16 protein-coding genes are annotated in these 17,090 nt (G+C 70.6%); 7 read left to right on the top strand and 9 right to left on the bottom strand.

All coding sequences use genetic code 11. The annotated features are described in order from the left end of the window. Positions 1-80: 80 nt before the first annotated feature. The 3 genes from STRIP9103_RS08340 to STRIP9103_RS08350 form a co-directional block, all read right to left on the bottom strand. Positions 81-1,214 (bottom strand): Mrp/NBP35 family ATP-binding protein, encoded by a 1,134-nt coding sequence (locus STRIP9103_RS08340; protein WP_048819930.1) that lies wholly within the window; start codon positions 1,212-1,214, stop codon positions 81-83. 127 nt (positions 1,215-1,341) lie between these two features. Further along, positions 1,342-1,992 (bottom strand): DUF1003 domain-containing protein, encoded by a 651-nt coding sequence (locus STRIP9103_RS08345; RefSeq protein ID WP_009303674.1) that lies wholly within the window; start codon positions 1,990-1,992, stop codon positions 1,342-1,344. Continuing rightward, positions 1,982-3,334: a magnesium transporter MgtE N-terminal domain-containing protein gene (locus STRIP9103_RS08350; protein ID WP_009303676.1), complete on the bottom strand. Its 1,353-nt coding sequence runs from the start codon at positions 3,332-3,334 to the stop codon at positions 1,982-1,984. The genes STRIP9103_RS08345 and STRIP9103_RS08350 overlap by 11 nt, the downstream gene beginning before the upstream one ends. A gap of 295 nt (positions 3,335-3,629) precedes the next feature. On the opposite strand from STRIP9103_RS08350, the gene STRIP9103_RS08355 reads away from it, so the two are divergent. Continuing rightward, positions 3,630-4,391, top strand: a complete 762-nt coding sequence (locus STRIP9103_RS08355; RefSeq protein ID WP_009303666.1) for a putative lipoprotein — start codon at positions 3,630-3,632, stop codon at positions 4,389-4,391. Between the two features lie 40 nt (positions 4,392-4,431). Here the strand turns inward: STRIP9103_RS08355 and STRIP9103_RS08360 are convergent, their stop codons facing one another. Together STRIP9103_RS08360 and STRIP9103_RS08365 are read right to left on the bottom strand one after the other, a co-directional pair. Then, positions 4,432-4,971 (bottom strand): hypothetical protein, encoded by a 540-nt coding sequence (locus tag STRIP9103_RS08360; protein ID WP_009303647.1) that lies wholly within the window; start codon positions 4,969-4,971, stop codon positions 4,432-4,434. Positions 4,972-5,006: 35 nt separating this feature from the next. Then, a complete protein-coding gene (locus STRIP9103_RS08365; RefSeq protein ID WP_009303640.1) occupies positions 5,007-6,131 on the bottom strand; it encodes a magnesium and cobalt transport protein CorA in 1,125 nt (374 codons plus the stop codon). A gap of 573 nt (positions 6,132-6,704) precedes the next feature. Here STRIP9103_RS08365 and STRIP9103_RS08370 point away from each other — a divergent pair. The 4 genes from STRIP9103_RS08370 (at position 6,705) to STRIP9103_RS08385 (ending at position 10,066) form a co-directional block, all read left to right on the top strand. Next, positions 6,705-7,289 carry a suppressor of fused domain protein gene (locus STRIP9103_RS08370; RefSeq protein ID WP_048819925.1) on the top strand — a complete coding sequence of 195 codons (585 nt, stop codon included), beginning with the start codon at positions 6,705-6,707 and terminating at the stop codon, positions 7,287-7,289. Positions 7,290-7,577: 288 nt separating this feature from the next. Further along, positions 7,578-8,219: a DUF6758 family protein gene (locus STRIP9103_RS08375; RefSeq protein ID WP_048819926.1), complete on the top strand. Its 642-nt coding sequence runs from the start codon at positions 7,578-7,580 to the stop codon at positions 8,217-8,219. A gap of 204 nt (positions 8,220-8,423) precedes the next feature. Then, a complete protein-coding gene (locus tag STRIP9103_RS08380; protein ID WP_009303695.1) occupies positions 8,424-9,284 on the top strand; it encodes a PHP domain-containing protein in 861 nt (286 codons plus the stop codon). Positions 9,285-9,460: 176 nt separating this feature from the next. Continuing rightward, on the top strand, positions 9,461-10,066 hold the full coding sequence (locus STRIP9103_RS08385) for a MarC family protein (protein WP_009303660.1): 606 nt from the start codon (positions 9,461-9,463) through the stop codon (positions 10,064-10,066). A gap of 92 nt (positions 10,067-10,158) precedes the next feature. On the opposite strand, the gene STRIP9103_RS48300 is transcribed toward STRIP9103_RS08385, so the two are convergent. Next, entirely contained in the window at positions 10,159-10,311 is a 153-nt protein-coding gene (locus STRIP9103_RS48300; protein WP_009303698.1) for a hypothetical protein, read from the bottom strand. A 300-nt stretch (positions 10,312-10,611) separates the two neighbouring features. On the opposite strand from STRIP9103_RS48300, the gene STRIP9103_RS08390 reads away from it, so the two are divergent. Further along, positions 10,612-11,508 carry an NYN domain-containing protein gene (locus STRIP9103_RS08390; RefSeq protein ID WP_009303668.1) on the top strand — a complete coding sequence of 299 codons (897 nt, stop codon included), beginning with the start codon at positions 10,612-10,614 and terminating at the stop codon, positions 11,506-11,508. Between the two features lie 113 nt (positions 11,509-11,621). On the opposite strand, the gene STRIP9103_RS08395 is transcribed toward STRIP9103_RS08390, so the two are convergent. After that, positions 11,622-12,491, bottom strand: a complete 870-nt coding sequence (locus STRIP9103_RS08395; RefSeq protein WP_048819927.1) for an alpha/beta fold hydrolase — start codon at positions 12,489-12,491, stop codon at positions 11,622-11,624. Positions 12,492-12,605: 114 nt separating this feature from the next. After that, on the bottom strand, positions 12,606-15,176 hold the full coding sequence (locus STRIP9103_RS08400) for a DEAD/DEAH box helicase (protein WP_052315558.1): 2,571 nt from the start codon (positions 15,174-15,176) through the stop codon (positions 12,606-12,608). Between the two features lie 506 nt (positions 15,177-15,682). On the opposite strand from STRIP9103_RS08400, the gene STRIP9103_RS08405 reads away from it, so the two are divergent. Next, positions 15,683-16,462, top strand: a complete 780-nt coding sequence (locus STRIP9103_RS08405; RefSeq protein WP_009303645.1) for a ferritin-like fold-containing protein — start codon at positions 15,683-15,685, stop codon at positions 16,460-16,462. 135 nt (positions 16,463-16,597) lie between these two features. Here the strand turns inward: STRIP9103_RS08405 and STRIP9103_RS08410 are convergent, their stop codons facing one another. Further along, entirely contained in the window at positions 16,598-16,867 is a 270-nt protein-coding gene (locus STRIP9103_RS08410) for a hypothetical protein (RefSeq protein WP_009303654.1), read from the bottom strand. Positions 16,868-17,090: the final 223 nt, after the last annotated feature.

Here is a 17,090-nt window from a genome sequence, read left to right on the forward strand (position 1 = left end):
CCCTTTTCGCCGCAGGGCCCTGGGTTGTCCGGGGACTGCGGGCCGTCTGTGGCTGGTCAAGCTCGATATGTGCCCTGGAACTAGAACTTGTTCCTCGGGGTGATTCCCAGGCTCATGCCCGACAGGCCCCGTTGGCGGCCGCCCAGCTTGCCCGCGATGGAGCGGAGGGCGGAGCCGGCGGGGGAGTCGGGGTCGGTCAGGACCACCGGCCTGCCCTCGTCGCCGCCCTCGCGGAGGCGGACGTCGATGGGGATGCTGCCGAGGACGGGGACCGTGGCGCCCGTGGTGCGGGTGAGGCCGTCGGCGACGGTCTGGCCGCCGCCCGTGCCGAAGACGTCGACCATCTCGCCGCAGTGCGGGCAGGGCAGGGCGGACATGTTCTCGACGACGCCGACGATCTTCTGGTGGGTCTGGACGGCGATGGAGCCGGCCCGCTCGGCGACCTCGGCCGCCGCCTGCTGAGGGGTCGTCACGACCAGGATCTCGGCGTTCGGGACGAGCTGGGCGACGGAGATCGCGATGTCGCCGGTGCCGGGCGGGAGGTCCAGGAGGAGGACGTCCAGGTCGCCCCAGTAGACGTCCGCGAGGAACTGCTGGAGCGCGCGGTGCAGCATGGGGCCGCGCCAGACGACCGGGGTGTTGCCCGGGGTGAACATGCCGATCGAGATGACCTTCACACCGTTCGCGGACGGCGGCATGATCATGTTCTCGACCTGGGTGGGAAGGCCGTCGGCGCCCAGCATGCGCGGCACCGAGTGACCGTAGATGTCGGCGTCGACCACACCGACCTTCAGACCGTCGGCCGCCATCGCCGCCGCCAGGTTCACCGTCACCGAGGACTTGCCGACGCCGCCCTTTCCGGAGGCGACGGCGTACACGCGCGTGAGGGAGCCCGGTTTCGCGAACGGGACCTCGCGCTCCGCCTGGCCGCCGCGCAGGGCGTTCGCCAGCTCCTTGCGCTGCTCGTCGCTCATGACGTCGAGCGAGACGTCGACGCGGGTGACGCCCTCGACCCGCGAGACCGCCTCCGTCACGCGCTGCGTGATCGTGTCGCGCATGGGGCAGCCGGAGATCGTCAGGTACACGGCGACCGCGACCGCTCCGTCCGCACCGATCTCCACCGATTTGACCATCCCCAGCTCGGTGATGGGCCGGTGGATCTCGGGGTCGTTCACCGTCGCCAGTGCTTCGCGCACCGCGTCTTCCGTAGCCATAAGGACGATGGTACGGCGACCGCGGGGGGCCCCGGAAAGCCCGTCAGTGGTCGCCTTCGTCACGCCCATGCGGGTGCTCCGGCGGGAATACGGGCCGACCCTCGCCCCGGCCCTCGCGCCGCCGTCCTTACCCGTCGTGGCCACCGCGCCCGTCGTGCCCGTCCGGCTCGTGCAGTTCCTTGACCAGGTCCTGGAGCTCGGAGCGCAGCCAGTCGCGGGTGGCGACCTCGCCGAGGCCGATGCGCAGGGCCGCGATCTCCCTGGTCAGATACTCGGTGTCGGCGATCGAGCGTTCGTTCTGCTTGCGGTCCTGTTCGAGGTTGACCCGGTCGCGGTCGTCCTGGCGGTTCTGCGCGAGGAGGATCAGCGGGGCGGCGTACGAGGCCTGGAGGGAGAGCATCAGGGTCAGGAAGATGAACGGGTACTCGTCGAAGCGCAGGTCTCGCGGCGCGAACACGTTCCACAGCACCCAGACGTTGATGGCGACCGTCATCCAGACCAGGAACCGTCCGGTGCCCAGGAACCGCGCGATCCGCTCCGAGAACCGTCCGAAGGCCTCCGGGTCCCACTCGGGCAGGAGCCTGGCCCGGCGCGGCAGCGGCTGATCGAGACGTGTACGCGGGCGTGCGGTGGCCCCGGAGAGCGTGCGCTCCCGCGGCAGCGCGCTGGAGAGCGGCGTGCGTTCGCGTACGGTCGCGCCCGCGTACGCTCGCTCGCGCCCCCCGTCCCGTCCGTGGCGCCCCTCGCGCGCCTCGTGCCCGTCACGCTCAGGAACCATGGGCGGCCCCCTCGACTTCCCCGGCTCCCTCGTCCTCCTCGTCCAGGTGGAACTCCGTCTCCCGCCAGTCCTCCGGCAGCATGTGGTCCAGCACGTCGTCCACGGTCACCGCGCCCAGCAGCGAACCGCCCTCATCGACCACGGGCGCCGCGACCATGTCGTACGTCGCGAAGAACCCGACGACGGTGGGCAGCGGGGCCTCCGGGTCCAGCGGCAGGAGGTCGTCGTCGAGGATCGAGCCGACCAGCGTGTACGGCGGGTCCCGCAGCAGCCGCTGGAAGTGGACCGTGCCGAGGTACTTGCCGGTCGGGGTCTCGTCCGGCGGCCGGCACACATACACCTGGGCGGCGAGCGCGGGGGAGAGATCGGGGTTGCGGACCCGGGCGAGCGCGTCGGCGACGGTCGCGTCCGGGCGCAGCACGATCGGCTCGGTGGTCATCAGACCGCCGGCGGTCTTCTCCTCGTACGCCAGGAGCCGGCGTACATCCGCCGCCTCGTCCGGCTGCATCAGCGTCAGCAGCCGCTCCTGCTCCTCCTCCGGCAGCTCGGCGAGCAGGTCGGCCGCGTCGTCCGGGTCCATGGCCTCCAGCACGTCGGCGGCCCGCTCCTCCTTGAGTTTGCCGAGGATCTCGATCTGGTCGTCCTCGGGCAGCTCCTCCAGGACATCGGCGAGACGGTCGTCGTCGAGGGCGGCGGCGACCTCGGCCCGGCGTTTGGCGGAGAGGTGGTGCAGCACATTGGCGAGGTCGGCCGGGCGGAGCTGCTCGAAGGTGGCGAGCAGACTCTCCGCGCCCTGCCCGTGCTCCTCCAGGGAGAACCCGGTGACCGCCGACCACTCCACGGTCAGCGTCTCGCCCTTGCCGCGCCGGAACGCCCCGCCCACCCGTTTCCCGCCACCACCCTTCCAAGGAAGCGCTACGCGCCTTTCCGATTCCTTCCGTACGAACACCCGGTCGATCTCCCAGTCCCGGCGGGCCGGCAGCTGCTGCACCGAGATGTCGAGGACCGTCACCTCCTCGCCGGTCTCCACCAGCCGCACCCGGCGGTCCAGGAGCTCCCCGATGACGAGCCGTTCGGTGGGCCGCTGCTCGAACCGGCGCACGTTGAGGACGCCGGTGGTGATGACCTGCCCGGACTGCACACCGGTGACCCGGGTCATGGGCAGGAAGATCCGGCGCCGCGTCGACAGCTCCACCACCAGCCCGAGCAGTCGCGGCGGCTTCCGTCCGACCCGCAGGATGGCGACGAGATCACGGACGCGGCCCACCTGGTCGCCGTTCGGATCGAAGACGGCGACCCCGGAGAGATGGGAGACGAAGATCCGGGGCACCATCGCCGCCATGAGCAGCCCCTTTCCTTCCGTTTCCCGTGCGGTCCCGCGTGCTTTTCCGTATCAGGTCCGGTGGGCTGTATCAGCCGTATCAGCCGTATCAGCCGTACCAGCCCTGCGAGCCGCGCGAGTCTTTCGCGATAATCACGCGAGTCCTACGGGATTGTCCGCCGAGGAGGGCTTCAGGCTAGCCCGTCCGGATCGGATATGCCCTGGTGAGCGGTGCGGACGGACTGCCTCCGTGGCGCGCCGGAAGCCCCGGTACTCTGCGGTACGCCTGGACTCCCCACGAAGAGGTGTGTCGTCTGTGACTCTGATTCCCCGTACCCGAAGGGCCGCACTGGTGAGCGCCGTCTGCGCCCTCGTGGCGAGCGGGCTGGGGCTCACCGGGTGCAGCGAGGACCCCGACGAAGGCACCAACGGGGTCGGCAAGCTGGAGCCGACGAAGATCCAGAGCAGGACCAAGGAGGCCGCCACGGCGGCGGACACCGTCCGGCTCTCCGGGTCCGTGGTCAGCAACGGCAAGACGTACAAGCTGGACATGCGCCTGAAGGAGGACGGTGGCACGGGTTCGGTGACGTCCGGGGACTCGACCTTCCGGCTGCTGAAGGTCGGCGAGCACCTCTACCTGAAGGCCGACGCCGAGTTCTGGGCCCACGAGGACGACGAGAAGAGCGGAGGCAAGGAGCACGACGACGCCGAGACGGCCGCCGCGGACAAGCTCGACGGCATGTACGTCAAGGTCCCGACCGGCGACCCCGCCTACAAGCGATTCAGCGGCTTCACCGACAAGGACGTCCTCCTCAACAGCCTCCTCACCCTCCACGGCACCCTGTCCACCGAGGGCCACCACGAACAGTCCGGCACCCGCACCATCCGCATCACCGGTGACAAGGGCGCCGGCGGCACCCTCGACGTCTCCCTCGAAGGCACCCCCTACCCCCTCCGCCTCGTCCGCGCGGGCGACGCCGGCACCATCCTCCTCACGGATTGGGGCAAGGGCTTCGCTCTGAAGGAACCGGACAAGAAGTCGGTGGTCGACTACGGCAAACAGCTCCCGACGTCGTAGGGCGCGCCCAGTAGGCGAGGCGGCTGATCCCGGCGGAGCGCTACCGCTTGCGCCGCTTCAGCAGCAACCGCGGCAATCCCTTGGGAATCGGCTCCCGCGTGGTCGCCGGCGTCGGCAGCGGCATCGCGGCCAGGTCGCCGTCGGGCAACGGCCGCGTGGACCCCGTCGGCTCCAGTCGGAGCACCCGGCACTCCCGGGCCCAGCGCTGCGGCATGGCCTCCCCGTCGGGCGCGTTCAACCGCTTGCCCTTGAGCTCGGCCACCGCCGCCTCCCACTCGGGAGAGCCGACGGCCAGCTCCACGACCGTCGCGTCCCAGGCCACCAGCCGCCCGCCCTTGTCCTTGCTGCGCACGGTGACCACGGCGGAACTCCCGTCGACGAGCCCCGGCAACGGCTGTTCCCCCGGCCCGTCACCGACCACGTACGCCGCGCCCTCGTGCCAGACGTGCCACAGCGCACGCGACGGCACGCCATGCCCCTGGACATGAAGCGACGGCACCCCGTAGCCCCGCACCCAGATGAGCCCGGACTTCTTGGTGGCCTCCTCGACGAGGGCCCGGTCGAGCAGCTGTTCCGTCATGAACAGCAGCCTAGTCGGGGCCGCACAAGGGCGCCCTAGAGCCAGCCGTTCCGCTTGAGCGTGCGGTGGATGCCGAGGCAGAGCGCGACCGTGACGCCGAGGACCAGTGGGTAGCCGAACTTCCACTTCAGCTCGGGCATGTACTCGAAGTTCATGCCGTACACGCCGCACACCATCGTCGGTACGGCGATGATGGCCGCCCACGAGGTGATCTTCCGCATGTCCTCGTTCTGGGCGACGGAGGCCTGCGCCAGGTTCGCCTGGAGGATCGAGTTGAGGAGTTCGTCGAAGCCGACGACCTGCTCCTGGACGCGGGCGAGGTGGTCGGCCACATCACGGAAGTACTTCTGGATGTCGGGGTCGATCAGCCGCATCGGCCGCTCGCTCAGCAGCTGCATGGGCCGCACCAGCGGCAGCACCGCGCGCTTGAACTCCATGACCTCGCGCTTGAGTTGGTAGATCCGCCCGGCGTCCGTGCCCCGCGGCGTGCCCTTGCGGCCCGGCGAGAACACCTCCGTCTCCACCTCGTCGATGTCGTCCTGCACGGCGTCCGCGACCGCCACGTACCCGTCGACGACGTGGTCGGCGATGGCGTGCAGCACGGCCGAGGGGCCCTTGGCGAGCAACTCCGGGTCGTCCTGCAGCCGGTGGCGCAGCGCGCGCAGCGAGCCCTGGCCGCCGTGCCGGACGGTGATGAAGAAGTCCCGCCCGGTGAAGCACATGACCTCGCCGGACTCGACGACCTCGCTGGTGGCGGTGAGTTCGTCGTGCTCGACATAGTGGATGGTCTTGAAGACGGTGAAGAGGGTGTCGTCGTACCGCTCCAGCTTCGGCCGCTGGTGGGCGTGCACGGCGTCCTCCACGGCCAGCGGGTGCAGCCCGAACTCGGCCGCGATACCCGAGAATTCCGCCTCGGACGGCTCGTGCAGCCCGATCCAGACGAACCCGCCGTCACGGCGCACCTGACGGATCGCCTCGTGCGGGGTCAGGGCGCGCTCGGTGGCGACGCGCACGCCGTCGCGGTAGGCGGCGCAGTCCACGACGGCCGTGGTGGCCTCGGCGGGGCGCGTGGCGTCGTACACGGCGCCGTCCTTGCGCAGCGACAGACGGGACGGCCGGGAGGGACGGACCGCGGCGCGCAGGTTGTGGATCATCGACATGGGCAGGCTCCTTCGCAACGAAAGGCCGTCGATGACGGTTGGAACTACCCGGAATGGGGACGTCTTGACTGCTGATGTTTGGCACGTCCACAAAGCGGGGAGCACCGCACCGTCGCGGCGACTGCTTCGCTTGATTCAGATCAGCGATGTCCGGCCGTTGATTCGGAGGACTGCTGATCTGTGATTCGGATCAAGACGGGAACGAAGTGCTCTTCCGTTGCGCGACGACCGACGAGTGGCACGACGCGATGGAGGGTGGCAGCCAAGCAGTGAGCAAGTGAGCTACGGCGAGAGCTACGGAACTCAGCGGTCGGAAGAGCGGGTGGTACTGCACGGTCGACTTCGGTCCATCGCAGCCCCACCTCCTCCGGCCGGTCCCTCGTAAGGGACGTTCCCTACCCCATTGGGGGTTCCCCGTAGGGGAGTCAGTCTTCTCGGGTCGGGAACCCGGGCTTGAGAGTGACGCTTCTGCGTGCTGCCCGCATGCTGCCCCGACCGGCGCCCAAGACTAACAGTCGACTGAAGTGTCAAGGTGCCCGTTTGCCGGTTCCTGACGAGTTCTATGCTCGGCTCATGGCTGATGTTCTTCCGTTGGTGGAGGCCCGTTTGCGCACCGCGCTGGGCGAACCGGACGCGCGCGCCGCGATCACGTTCCTCGGCACGGACCGCATCGAGGTGCTCCGTTTCACCGACGGCGACATCGTCCGCTACGCCACGCTCGGCATGTCGGGCCAGCCCATGGCCGACCCCACCGCCGTGCTCGCCGACCCGGTCAAGGGCCCGCGCGCCGAGCTGGTCCTGTCCGTACGGCGCGGGGTCGCCGACACCGACAAGGTGCTCCGCCCGCTCGCCGTGCTCGCCGCGTCCCCGCAGGTCGAGGGCGTGGTCGTGGCCCCCGGCGCCTCCCTCGACGTGGGCGAGCCGCTGTGGCCCGGCGCTCCCTTCACCTCCGTCCTCGTCGCGGAGTCCGGCGGCCTCGTGGAGGACCTCGAACTGGACGCCCCCGCCGACCCCGTACGTTTCCTGCCGCTCCTGCCGATGACCGCCAACGAGGCCGCCTGGAAGCGGGTGCACGGAGCCCAGGCCCTCCAGGAGCGCTGGCTCACGCACGGGACGGATCTTCGCGACCCGGCCCGTACATCGGTCCCTCTGGACTGACGGGCCGACCGCCTTCCGACTCCTCGGTGTGACGGACCGCACGACGTACGTGGCCGGAGGGCGGCTCGCAGGTGGCTGAAAATCGCCGCTTCCGTTGGCCGTGCGGGTAGTTGATCCCGGTGGTTGGTTCGGTGCCCGGTTCGGCGGTCGGCCCAGTGGGTGACCGGTGAGTGATCAGCGGACCGACCGTCGACCGGAGCCCGGGGATGTGCGCGGAATGTGACGCGCACACGCCGGACGGGTGATCGTCCTTGACGCGAGGAAGCACGGGGAGGACCGTTGGGCCCTATGAGGGGCGAACCCAGTTGCCCGAAGTGTGGTGGCCGGGTCAGGGCTCCCGGCCTCTTTGCCGACGCCTGGCAGTGCGCTGTGCATGGGACGGTGCACCCGCTGCAGCCCGTGATCCCGCCCAGCGTCGAGGCCCTCAGCGTTGTGGTGCACCGTGCGCAGGTGCCCGTCTGGATGCCGTGGCCGCTGCCCGTCGGCTGGCTGTTCACGGGGGCGGCGTTCGCCGGGGACGACCGCAGCGGTGGGCGCGCCACCGCTGTCGCCTGCTCCGGTCCGGGCCCGCTCGGCGGAGTGGGAGAGCTGGTGCTCATCGCCGAGGAGCTCGGCGTCGGCCTCGGCGCGCGTTACGCCGGCATCGACGGCCCCGACCCCGGCCCCTATCTGAGCGTCGAGAAACCGCCACAGGCCAAGGTCCTCGCCGCCGGGCGGCCGACGCCGCTGTGGCATGTCTCCGGCACGCCCGACGACCGCGCCGTGTTCGCCGGGGAGGCGCTCGGGTTGTGGCTGTGGGCGGTCGTCTGGCCCGAGCAGACCGGGTTGTTGATGTACGACGAGCTGGTGCTGACGGATTTGCGGGACGCGGGGGCCGAGGTGGAGCTGCTGCCTTGCGGGGCGTTGTCGCCGCGGATCTTGGAGCCGTAGCCGCGCCCGCGCGGCGGAGCCGCGATGTCACAGCCCAGCGCCCCCTGACTCCGCTGGGCCTGGCCACCAGTGACCCCGGGCTGGTCTTGTAGGGGGCGCCCGGCTGTAGGGGGCGCCCGGCGGTTTCGGGTGTGACGGAAGCGGTTCGAAAGCGCGCTATTCTTGAGCGTCCGCTTTCGTCTGTCTGCGCCTGGAGCCCGTGTCGTGCGTATAGATCTGCACTGTCACTCCACGGCTTCCGACGGTACGGACACCCCCGCCGAGTTGGTGCGGCGCGCGGGCGCCGCGGGGCTGGACGTCGTCGCGCTGACCGATCACGACACCACCCGTGGGTACGCCGAGGCGATCGCCGCGCTGCCGGAAGGGCTCACGCTGGTCACCGGTGCCGAGCTGTCGTGCCGGCTGGACGACGTCAGCATGCACATGCTCGCCTACCTCTTCGACCCCGAGGAGCCCGACCTGCTCGCCGAGCGCGAGCTCGTACGGGACGACCGGGTGCCCCGGGCCCGCGGGATGATAGCCAAGCTGAACGCGCTGGACGTACCCGTCACCTGGGAGCAGGTCTCCCGCATCGCCGGTGACGGTTCCGTCGGGCGGCCCCACGTGGCGACCGCCCTCGTCGAACTCGGCGTCGTACCGACCGTCAGCGACGCCTTCACCGAACAGTGGCTCGCCGACGGCGGCCGGGCCTATGTCGAGAAGCACGAGACCGACCCCTTCGAGGCGATCCGGCTGATCAAGGCCGCGGGCGGCGTCGCCGTCTTCGCGCACCCCGCCGCCGTCAAGCGGGGCCGTACGGTCCCGGAGTCCGCGATCGCCGAACTGGCCGCCGCCGGTCTCGACGGTATCGAGGTCGACCACATGGACCACGACCCGGCGACCCGTGCGCGCCTGCGCGGCCTCGCGAAGGAGCTGGGGCTCCTCACCACCGGCTCCTCCGACTACCACGGCAGCCGCAAGACCTGTGTACTCGGCGAGTACACGACCGATCCCGAGGTGTACGGGGAGATCACTCGGCGGGCCACCGGAGCGTTTCCCGTCCCGGGGACCGGCGGGCTCGGTTAGCCGGCCTCTGCCTGTACGGCACCCGGCGCTGCCGGCTGTGCCCACCCTCTCCCACTCTCGGCTCCGCTCGAGCGACGGTACTCCCGTCGCCCTGCGGAACGATTGCCCACAGCGGTCACTGGTGGCCACATGTCGGTGGGCTGCTCGCTTTTCTCTCCTCTCCGCAAGGCACCCCTGTGTTCGATCTCGCCATCTTCGGCTCTCTCTTCCTCACCCTGTTCGTGATCATGGATCCGCCCGGGATCACCCCGATCTTTCTCGCGCTCACCGCCGGGCGGCCCGCTCGTACGCAGAAGCGGATGGCGTTTCAGGCGGTCTGTGTGGCCGGTGGGGTGATCACTGTCTTCGGGCTGCTCGGGCATCAGATCCTGGACTATCTGCATGTGTCGGTGCCCGCGTTGATGATCGCGGGAGGGCTGTTGCTTCTGCTGATCGCGCTCGATCTGCTGACGGGAAAGACGGACGAACCGAAGCAGACCAAGGACGTGAATGTGGCGCTGGTGCCGCTGGGGATGCCGTTGCTGGCGGGGCCCGGGGCGATCGTGTCGGTGATTCTGGCGGTGCAGAAGGCGGACGGGGTGGCCGGACATGTGTCGGTGTGGGCCGCGATTCTCGCGATCCATGTGGTGCTGTGGCTGACGATGCGGTACTCGCTGCTGATCATCCGGGTCATCAAGGACGGCGGTGTGGTGCTGGTGACGCGGCTCGCGGGCATGATGCTCTCCGCGATCGCCGTGCAGCAGATCATCAACGGGGTCACTCAGGTCGTTCAGGGCGCCTGAGCCCAGTCGGTCTCGAAGCCCCCGGACACGCGCGGAGCCCCCGTACGACATGGAGTCGTACGGGGGCTCCGAAGTGTGAAACGGACCGCGTACTACGAGGCGGTCACGCCGGCCGGGCGGATCCAGAGACGCTGGCCGATGGCGGCGGCCTGCTGCACGATCCGGTTGACGGAGGCGGCGTCCACGACGGTGCTGTCGACGGGCGTGCCGTCGACGTCGTCGAGTCGCAGGATTTCGAAGCGCATGGCTTCTCCCTTCGTCTGGTCATCCTCCTGAGGAGAACTGCCGACCCCGAGGAGGACTACTGGTGGTGGTACGCGGGTCGTCGGTGCCCGGGTTCCATGCGGATTCAACGGTATGCCTGTTACAAACATTCCCTACGCTAAGGAAAATTTTCGAGAAGCTAATTACTGCTCGGTAAGCGCTCGGTGAGTGGTGCGGGTGGGGTGCGGGCGGGTGCGTGGTGGGGTGCGTCTACCGGAAAACTGGAAGACTGATTGGGACCGGTTGTGTTCGCAGCGTGACCGCCGGGACAATGGATTCATATGAACGACGACCTCACGGCGCTCGGCGCCCGCATCGACCGTACGAATGAGCTGCTGAAGCGCATGCTCGCCGAGGTGGCGAAGACGCCCTCGACACATGCGATCTTCGTCGACGCCGGGTATCTGTACGCGGCCGTGGGGCGGCTCGTCGCCGGGACGGAGGACCGGCGGTCCTTCGACCTCGATGCGGAACGTCTCATCGACGCGCTGATCGACAAGGCGCGCACCATCTTCGCGGACAGCCGGCTGCTGCGCGTCTACTGGTACGACGGGGCGCGGCGCCGTATCCACACGGCGGAGCAGCAGTCCATCGCCGAACTGCCGGATGTGAAGGTGCGGTTGGGCAACCTCAACGCGAACAACCAGCAGAAGGGCGTCGACTCCCTCATCCGCACGGACCTGGAGTCACTCGCCCGGCATCGCGCCATCAGCGACGCCGCGCTCATCGGCGGCGACGAGGATCTGGTCTCGGCGGTCGAGGCCGCGCAGGGGTACGGGGCGCGGGTCCATCTGTGGGGCATCGAGGCGCCCGAGGGACGCAACCAGGCCGAGCCGCTGCTCTGGGAGGTCGACAGCCAGCGCACCTTCGACCTCGACTTCTTCAAGCCGTACGTCTCCCGCCGGGCCGCCGTCCCGTACGAGGCCACCGCCGGCACCCGGCCCACCCGCGAGGACGTCCGCTTCGTCGGCGCGCAGATCGCCGCGAAGTGGCTGGCCTCCCGGGGCCGTGAGTCCCTTCAGGAACTGCTCCACGGCCACCCGTATCTGCCCGGCTCGGTCGACCAGGACCTGCTCGTCGAGGCGGAAGGGCTGCTCCAGTACTCGCTCCGGGGGCAGGCGGATCTGAGACGGGCGTTGCGGGACGGGTTCTGGGAGCACTTGCGGGCGCAGTACTAGCAGGGCAGCAGTACTGGCAGGACAGCAGTACTTGTAGCGCTGGCAGCGCAGCAGCGCCGGCCGCGCTTGGGCGGTGCTCGGGGACCTGGCCTGGGGCTTGGCGCTGCGGTCGCTCAGTCGCCGATCCGGTCCCAGAAGCCGATGAGGGCGTCGGCCGTCGCCCTCGGCTGGTCCGTGTTGGGGGAGTGTTCGGCGCCGGGGATGATCGTGCGGTGGGCGCGCAGTCGTACGGCCATGTCGTCGAGGAGCGGGATCGGCCAGGTGTCGTCGCGTTCGCCGGACAGGACGTGCTTGGGCAGGACCACGGCGGCGAGTTCGGCGACACGGTCGGGCTCCGCGCAGAGCTGACGGCCCGTGGCGATCAGCTGGGCAGGGCTGTTGGCGAGCCAGCGGCGGCGCAGGTCGACGCGGTCGTCCAGACCCTCGTCGAGGGCGCCGGTCTCGGTCTCCTCCGGCGTTTCCATGGCCTGGATGGCGTCCCACACCTCCGCCATGCCCATCACGGTCAGGGCGTCCCGCAACAGCTTCACGCGCTGCTGCTGTGAGGCCGAGATCTGCGCCGGGCCCGACGCCATGAGGGTGAGCGAGGCGAAGGGGGACGTGTCCAGCAGGACGGCGGCGCGGGAGATCTGACCGCCGAGGGAGTGGCCGACGAGGTGGACGGGGGCGCCGTGGCTGACGGCCCGCGCCTGCGAGATCAGGTCCTTCGCCAACTCCTCCTGGGCATACGGCGATTCGTCTTCCTTGGGCCCTTCGCTCTCGTACTGCCCCCGCCCGTCCACGGCCACCGACCGGTAGCCGGCCTCCGCCAGCGGCTCGTGGAGGGCGATGAAGTCCTCCTTGCTCCCAGTGAATCCCGGCACGAACAGCACGGTCCCCTTCACCGGCAGGCCCGCCTCGATCACGGCGAACTCTCCGCGTGTGGTGCGGAGACGGTGGGCACGGGCGCCGGGAGGCGGGGTGAAGGAGGGAGGACGGCTCATGGGGGGAGGGTAACGGGCGGGTGGCTGTGCGGGCCTGGCGGCGTGTGGTTCGCCCCCGGCACGCCGAAGGCCCGGCCCCCGGGGGAGGGGGCCGGGCCTTCGCCCGAATGCGGGTCAGCCGTCCGTGGGCTCCACGACAGCCGCGGCCTTACGGGTCCGACGACGCGGCGCCGGTGCCTCGGCCGCCTCCTCGACGACGGCAGCCGCCGCCTTGCGAGTGCGCCGGGGCTTCGTGGCCTGCTCCTCGGTCGGCTGGGCCGGCACGGTGGCCGTGGCCGCCGCCTTGCGGGTGCGTCGACGCGGCTTCGCCGCCTCGTCCCCGTCAACGGCGGCCTCGACAGTACCTTCCGCCACCTCGACGACGGCCTCGGCGGCCCTGCGTGTACGTCGGCGGGGCTTGGCCGGGGCTTCGGTCGTGGCGGTCGGCTCGGTGATGACGGCTTCCGGGGCCTCCGTCACAGCCTCTGCGGTCTTGCGGGTGCGGCGGCGGGGCTTGGGCACGACCTCTTCGACCGTCGGCTCGACCGTCACCGCTTCCGGTGCGTCGACGACGGCTTCCGCGGTCTTGCGTGTACGTCGGCGGGGCTTGGCCGGGGCTTCGGTCGTGGCGGTCGGCTCGGTGATGACGGCTTCCGGGGCCTCCACGACGGCCTCCGTGGTCTTGCGGGTGCGGCGGCGGGGCTTGGGCACGACCTCTTCGACCGTCGGCTCGACCGTCACCGCTTCCGGTGCGTCGACGACGGCCTCGGCGGCCTTGCGCGTGCGCCGACGCTTCGGAGCGGCCTCCTCGGCGACGACGGCGTCCTCGGCCACGGGCGCGACGGGCGCCGCCTCGACGGTCGCCGCGGCCTTACGGGTCCGGCGGCGCGGCTTGGTCGCCTCGGCGGGGGGCGTGCTCTCGGCCGTGTCGAGAGCGGCCTCCGCGGTCTCGGCGGTGAGGGCCGCGGCGGGCTCCGTGGAGGCCGTCTTGCGGGTGCGGCGGCGCGGCTTGGTCGCCTCCTCGACGGCCTGGACCGCTTCGGCAGCCGGGACGTCGCTCTCTGCGGGCGTGCCCTCGGCCGTCTTCACCGCGGTCTCGGCGGCTTCCCCGGCAGCTGTCGCTCCGCCACGGGTCCGGCGGCGGCGCGGCTTGGGGGTCTCCTCGACAGCCTGGACCGTCTCGGCGGCCTTGTCGGCCTCCGCCTTCGTGGGCGCGTCCTCGGCGGTGTCCAGCACCGTCTGCGCGGTCTCCGCCGCGGGAGCCGCGCCGGCACGGGTGCGGCGACGGCGGCGTGGGGTGCGGGGCTCGGAGTCGAGGGGAGCGGTGCCCGGGGTGGCTGTGGGCTGTGCGGGCTCGATGGCCGTGGTGGCTTCAGCGGGTGCCCCGTCGACGGCGGAGCCTCCGCGCGTACGGCGGCGTCGGCGTGGCGTGCGTGCCGGGCGCTCGCGTTCCGAGGACGGGGACGAGGACGGGCCGGAGGAACGGCCGCCGCGACCGCGTGGCCCGCGCCCGCCCGGCTCGCCGAGGTCTTCCAGTTCCTCGGCGTCCAGACCGGCCCGGGTGCGCTCGGAGCGCGGGAGGACGCCCTTCGTGCCCGCCGGGATGTTGAGTTCCTCGAAGAGGTGCGGGGACGTGGAGTACGTCTCTGGCGGGTCGTTGAACCCGAGGTCCAGCGCCTTGTTGATGAGCTGCCAGCGCGGGATGTCGTCCCAGTCGACGAGCGTGATCGCGATGCCCTTGGCGCCCGCGCGGCCCGTACGGCCGATGCGGTGCAGGTACGTCTTCTCGTCCTCGGGGGACTGGTAGTTGATGACGTGGGTGACACCCTCGACGTCGATGCCTCGGGCGGCGACGTCGGTGCAGACGAGGACGTCCACCTTGCCGTTGCGGAAGGCGCGCAGGGCCTGCTCGCGGGCGCCCTGGCCGAGGTCGCCGTGGACCGCGCCGGAGGCGAAGCCCCGCTGCTTGAGCTGGTCGGCGAGGTCGGCCGCCGTGCGCTTCGTACGGCAGAAGACCATGGCCAGTCCCCGGCCGTCGGCCTGCAGTATGCGCGCGACCATCTCGGGCTTGTCCATGTTGTGCGCGCGGTAGATGTGCTGCGAGGTGTTCGCGACCGTCGCGCCCTCGTCATCCGGTGCCGTGGCGCGGATGTGGGTCGGCTGCGACATGTAGCGGCGGGCCAGACCGATGACCGCGCCCGGCATGGTCGCCGAGAACAGCATCGTCTGGCGCCTGGCCGGGAGCATGCCGATGATCTTCTCGACGTCGGGCAGGAAGCCCAGGTCGAGCATCTCGTCGGCCTCGTCGAGGACCAGGCACTTGACGTGCTTCAGGTCGAGCTTCTTCTGCCCGGCCAGGTCGAGGAGCCGTCCGGGCGTGCCGATGACGACGTCGACGCCCTTCTTCAGGGCCTCGACCTGCGGCTCGTAGGCACGGCCGCCGTAGATCGCGGTGACGCGGACGTTGCGCACCTTGCCGGCGGTCAGCAGGTCGTTGGTGACCTGGGTGCAGAGCTCGCGGGTGGGGACGACGACGAGCGCCTGCGGGGCGTCGGTCAGGTCCTCGGGCTTGGCGCGGCCGGCCTCGACATCGGCGGGGACGGTGACGCGCTCGAGGAGCGGGAGGCCGAAGCCGAGCGTCTTGCCGGTGCCGGTCTTGGCCTGGCCGATGACATCGGTGCCGGAGAGGGCGACCGGGAGCGTCATCTCCTGGATGGGAAAGGGGTTGATGATGCCGACGGCCTCCAGGGCCTCGGCGGTCTCGGGAAGGATTCCGAGATCTCGAAAAGTCGTAGTCAGGGTGCTGCCTCTTCTGTGTACGCGGTGTGGCGCGAGCGCGGGGGTCGTGTCGTCTGACCGTGCCGAGGGGACGTCGGCCGCCCTCACGGGCGGGCCGTGTGGCACGGGACCACTGCCGACGCTCTAGCGCTCATACCGCTGAGGGGTCCCTCCGGACGCCGTACGCAGAGTGCCGTACGGAACAGGAGGGCTGTCGGGTCGGAGCCGATCGGGCCACCGACCGGGCATCCTCATGCGTGCGGCCTGTCGAGATACGGTCGAGATGCCCGAGAACTCGCGGCGTACTTCGACGTACTCAGCAGGCGCATTACCACCATACCCCGGAATCGCGCACATGCGATGGCCGATTTGGTCACGTAGTCGTCGTCACACTGATCGGCCTTGCCCTGCCGCCATGCGGGGAGCGGGCTATTGTGCGCTTCATGACGACGCCTGACAAGCCTGAGAACTCCGCCGCCACCGCTGAGGCCGCCGATACGGCCGACACCACCGAGGTCACCGGGATCGCCGCCCAGGACTGGGACCGGGCCTCCGCCGACCCGCAGTACCGCGCCGCCGTGGTGGATCTGCTCGGAGCGCTGGCGTACGGGGAGCTGGCGGCGTTCGAACGGCTCGCGGAGGACGCGAAGCTGGCGCCGACGCTCGTCGACAAGGCGGAGCTGGCGAAGATGGCCGCCGCCGAGTTCCACCACTTCGAGAGGCTGCGGGACCGGCTCACCGAGATCGGGGAGGAGCCGACGCTGGCCATGGAGCCGTTCGTCGACGCGCTCGACGGCTTCCACAAGCAGACGGCACCGTCGGACTGGCTGGAGGGGCTCGTCAAGGCGTACGTCGGCGACTCGATCGCCAGTGACTTCTACCGGGAGGTCGCGGCCCATCTCGACTCCGACACGCGCGGGCTGGTGCTCGCCGTGCTCGACGACACCGGGCACGCCGGGTTCGCCGTGGAGAAGGTGCGGGCGGCGATCGACGAGGACCCGCGGGTCGGTGGGCGGTTGGCGCTGTGGGCGCGGCGGTTGATGGGGGAGGCGCTGTCGCAGTCGCAGCGGGTCGTGGCCGACCGGGACGCGTTGTCCACGATGTTGGTGGGCGGCGTCGCGGACGGGTTCGATCTGGCCGAGGTGGGGCGGATGTTCTCGCGGATCACCGAGGCGCACACCAAGCGGATGGCCGCGCTGGGCCTCGCGGCCTGAGCCGGTGCCTAATCGCCGTTGGGGGCTGTGGGGGTCGGTGACTGCGGGTCGTCGGGGGCTGGTCGCGCCCGCGCGGCGGGGCCGCATGTCTCAGGGCCTCGCGCCCCTCGACTGCGCTTCCCCCGGCCTCCGTCTCTACGCGGTGGCCGAGCTGCGCCGAAACCTCTCCGTGGGCCTCAGCAGCAACGAGAGGGACGCCGCTGCGACGACCAGGGCGCCGATGAGGATGAGCAAGTAGTTGGCGGAGCCGAGGGCGGTGTGGGTGAGGAAGGCGCCGAAGAGGGCGCCGGCCGTGCCGGTGGGCAGGACCAGGGTGCGGGACGGCAGACGGTGCGGCAGGCGATAGGCGGCGCCCCATGCGAGGGCGAGGCCGAGGATCGCGGAGCCGAGCGCTTCCAAGAACATGATCGGGGTCCCTCCCGCACGGCCGTGGCCTGGGCAAAACGGTCGTAGCCGGTACTACCCGCGAGTTACGAAACGCAATCCTCCTCTGGGGAGGAGTTGTGCTCCAACTGTGGGCACCATCTGTGCGCGCCGTCGGTGTGTGCTGTCTGGACGCCCCATCTGTGCGCGCCGTCCGTGTGTGCCTGTGGGCACCGTTTGTCGAGCCGCCCGTGGGCATACGAGT

It is taken from the genome of Streptomyces ipomoeae 91-03 (assembly GCF_000317595.1).
Lineage (GTDB): Bacteria > Actinomycetota > Actinomycetes > Streptomycetales > Streptomycetaceae > Streptomyces > Streptomyces ipomoeae.

Coding starts and splice junctions, on each gene's coding strand:
- STRIP9103_RS08390 (WP_009303668.1), top strand. CDS start 10,612: ATGAACGACGACCTCACGGCGCTCGGCGCCCGCATCGACCGTACGAAT.
- STRIP9103_RS08370 (WP_048819925.1), top strand. CDS start 6,705: ATGGCTGATGTTCTTCCGTTGGTGGAGGCCCGTTTGCGCACCGCGCTG.
- STRIP9103_RS08345 (WP_009303674.1), bottom strand. CDS start 1,992: ATGGTTCCTGAGCGTGACGGGCACGAGGCGCGCGAGGGGCGCCACGGA.
- STRIP9103_RS08400 (WP_052315558.1), bottom strand. CDS start 15,176: ATGACGCTCCCGGTCGCCCTCTCCGGCACCGATGTCATCGGCCAGGCC.
- STRIP9103_RS08375 (WP_048819926.1), top strand. CDS start 7,578: ATGAGGGGCGAACCCAGTTGCCCGAAGTGTGGTGGCCGGGTCAGGGCT.
- STRIP9103_RS08410 (WP_009303654.1), bottom strand. CDS start 16,867: ATGTTCTTGGAAGCGCTCGGCTCCGCGATCCTCGGCCTCGCCCTCGCA.
- STRIP9103_RS08365 (WP_009303640.1), bottom strand. CDS start 6,131: ATGTCGATGATCCACAACCTGCGCGCCGCGGTCCGTCCCTCCCGGCCG.
- STRIP9103_RS08395 (WP_048819927.1), bottom strand. CDS start 12,491: ATGAGCCGTCCTCCCTCCTTCACCCCGCCTCCCGGCGCCCGTGCCCAC.
- STRIP9103_RS48300 (WP_009303698.1), bottom strand. CDS start 10,311: ATGCGCTTCGAAATCCTGCGACTCGACGACGTCGACGGCACGCCCGTC.
- STRIP9103_RS08360 (WP_009303647.1), bottom strand. CDS start 4,971: ATGACGGAACAGCTGCTCGACCGGGCCCTCGTCGAGGAGGCCACCAAG.
- STRIP9103_RS08340 (WP_048819930.1), bottom strand. CDS start 1,214: ATGGCTACGGAAGACGCGGTGCGCGAAGCACTGGCGACGGTGAACGAC.
- STRIP9103_RS08350 (WP_009303676.1), bottom strand. CDS start 3,334: ATGGCGGCGATGGTGCCCCGGATCTTCGTCTCCCATCTCTCCGGGGTC.